The organism is Rhodococcus sp. LB1, assembly GCF_001583455.1.
GTDB lineage: Bacteria > Actinomycetota > Actinomycetes > Mycobacteriales > Mycobacteriaceae > Rhodococcus_F > Rhodococcus_F opacus.
Genome location: NZ_LTCZ01000367.1, coordinates 1 through 1,990 on the forward strand (window position 1 = coordinate 1; position 1,990 = coordinate 1,990).

The window sequence follows — 1,990 nt, forward strand, 5'->3', positions numbered from 1 at the left end:
GTCAGCAGGTTGGCGTAGTAGATCCGGTTGGACCGCTCGAGCAGGGTGCGCTCGGAGGCGACGCGGGTGTCGGAGATCATCGAGTTCTGGGTCTGCCGCGGGCCCTGGGTCTGGGTGTCCGTCGGCAACCGCAGAATATCGATCCTGCCGTAGTTTTCGGGGTCGGAGTGCACCGAGAGGTAGGCGGAGAGGAATTCGCGGTTGAAGCCGACCATGGCGCTGGTGAGCCGGAAGGACGGGGCCGCGGTACCGGCGTCGCCGACCAGAACGTAGTACGGCGGCTGCTCCCCACCGGTGTCGGCGGTCGGATCGCTGGGCACCGACCAGAACGCGTTGGTAGTGAAGAACTCCCGCGGATCATCGACGTGGTACTTCGCCAGCAGGTCCCGCTGCAGGCGGAACAAATCCTCGGGGTAGCGGAAGTGCGCGCGCAGCTCGGTCGGGATTGCGTTCGGCGGCTGCACGGTGCCGGGGAACACGCTCATCCACGCCCGCAGGACTGGGTCGTTCTCGTCGACCTGGTAGAGGGTGACGGTGCCGTCGTAGGCGTCGACGGTAGCCTTCACCGAATTCCGCACATAGGACACGTGCTCGGGGGGCGAGGTGCGGCCGGTGTCGGTGACGACCGGCGCTGTGAGTGAGCCGACCTGCGAGTACGGGTAGTGCGCGGCGGTGGTGTAGCCGTCGACAATCCACACGATCCGGCCACCGACCACCGCCGGATACGGGTTGGAGTCGGTGGTCAGCCACGGGGCGACGTGTTCAACCCGGGCGGCCGGGTCCCGGTTGAAGATGATCTTCGACTCGGACCCGATGGCGCCGGAGAACAGGATGTTGCGTTCGGCGTACCGCGCGGCGAACGCCAACCGGTTGACCCAACTACCCACCGGCACCCCACCGGTGCCCGTGTAGGTGTACTGGGCGGTGTCGGTGTCGTACTCGCGCGGCGGCGCACCCTCCGGGCCTCCGACGATGGCGTAGTCCGGGTCCGCCTGCGCGATCACCTCACCGAAGTAGATGCGCGGTTGCTCGACCGGGATCACCTGGTCGCCGCCCAACTGGGAGGCGATATCGCTGACCGCATAGATCGGATACCCGCTGTCACTGCTCGCGCTCTGCCCGGCGACATCGCGGACGGCGGCGTTGACCCTATTGGCGGGGGCGGCGATGAACCCGTTGCCGTGGGTGTAGACGGTGTGCCGGTTGATCCACTGGGTCTGGTTGCCGCTGAGGCTGTTCGGGGAGAGCTCGCGGGCCGCGACGATGTAGTCGGTGAGTTGTCCGTCGATGGTGTAGCGGTCGATGTTGAGGTGCTCGGGAAAACCGTAGAAGTTCTTCAGCTGTTGCTGCTGGGTGAAGGTGCGCGAGAGCACGGTCGGGTCCAGCAGGCGGGCGTTGGCGATCGTGGTGACGTCGGCGGGAATGTCCCGGGGCGACCGGGTGCCCACCCCGGGGTAGTCGAGGTAGTCGACCCGGTCCGGGCCGATTCCGTAGGCCTGCCGGGTCGCGGCGATGTTGCGTGCGATGTAGGGACTCTCCCGGTCGGCGGCATTCGGGCGGACCGAGAACTGCTCGATCAGCGCCGGATAGATTCCGCCGACCAGGATCGCCGAGAGCACCAGCAGTGCCGTGGCCATCGCCGGGATCCGCAGGTCCCGCACCGCGATCGCGGCGAAGAACGCCGCCGCGCACAGCACCGCGATCGCGACCATGATCAACCGGGCCGGCAGCACCGCGTTGATGTCGGTGTATCCGGCCCCAGTGAAGGTGGGCTCCTTCCGGCCGCTCCACAACAAGGAGTACCGGTCGAGCCAGTAGGACGCCGCCTTCAGCGCGATGAACGTGCCCGCGAACACCGCAAGCTGGATGCGCGCCGGCCGGGACACCTCGATGACGTGGTCCTTGCTCGGTGCCAGCCGGATGCCGCCGAACAGGTAGTGGGTTCCCAGGCCGATCAGCAACGCCAGGAACACCGCGATGAACAGCCACG

At 67.3% G+C, this 1,990-nt stretch carries 1 protein-coding gene; it reads right to left on the reverse strand.

Annotation, left to right across the window (positions count from 1 at the left end; all coding sequences use genetic code 11):
• A partial coding sequence (locus tag AZG88_RS35625; protein WP_061700442.1) for a UPF0182 family protein occupies positions 1–1,990 on the reverse strand: 1,990 nt, incomplete at both ends.